Genomic DNA, 662 nt, shown 5'->3' with positions numbered 1-662 from the left:
GTTGAAGTATCCCTTGATGGAGCCAGGATAGACACCGCAGACAGACAACTGCTTCACGTTCAGCGAAGCGGTGACGTACCAGGCGGTACAGGGGAATTTGGTAGGAGAGAACAAGGCTGGCGACCTTTCTGCAAGGCGCCGCATGGTGGAGACCTGACGGAGCGCCAGCCTGTACCCCATCCGCAAAAATGGGGGTGTCAGGCCCCCACCGTGCGGCTCTGCGGGTGACGGGGAATTCTGGCTGGCGGCGTGCAGTATATCGCGTTTGCGCAAAAACACTAAACGTTTTGCGACACTCGACACTTCAGGATGCTGGTGTACACCGGGTCGATGAACTTCGCGCCCGTGTCGGCCCCGTGCCACCAGAGGTCACCGTCCATCTGCGGGATGCAGCCGCACAGCACGCTGCCGTCGGTCAGCATGATGTCCACCGTAGTGCCGAGACCGAAACCGCCGGGTTCTACCCAACCCTCGGCCGCCTCCCGCATCAACCACCCCCGCCATGCTGCCTCGATCTGCCGGACGCCGTACTGGCCGTTCGCTTCGCGCCAGAACAGGGCCTCCCGGCTGTTCGGATCACCCTCTTCCGGGTGCGACCAGCCTCGCGCCTTCAGCCCCTGGTAGTGGGCCCAGCAGGCGTCTTCGAACTGGGGGCGGGTGTC

Annotated in this window: 1 protein-coding gene; it reads right to left on the bottom strand. The window is 63.4% G+C overall.

Features of this window, described 5'->3' with window-relative positions; all coding sequences use genetic code 11:
* Positions 1 to 278: 278 nt before the first annotated feature.
* Positions 279 to 662, bottom strand: a 384-nt coding sequence (locus tag I6F47_RS20465; RefSeq protein ID WP_197184477.1) for a hypothetical protein, incomplete at its 5' end; no start/stop codon positions are given.

This window comes from Pseudoalteromonas sp. NZS37, from assembly GCF_015864265.1.
Lineage (GTDB): Bacteria > Pseudomonadota > Gammaproteobacteria > Enterobacterales > Alteromonadaceae > Pseudoalteromonas > Pseudoalteromonas arctica.
The sequence above is the reverse complement of the archived record's forward strand: the minus strand, read 5'-3'. Positions and strand labels throughout refer to the sequence as shown.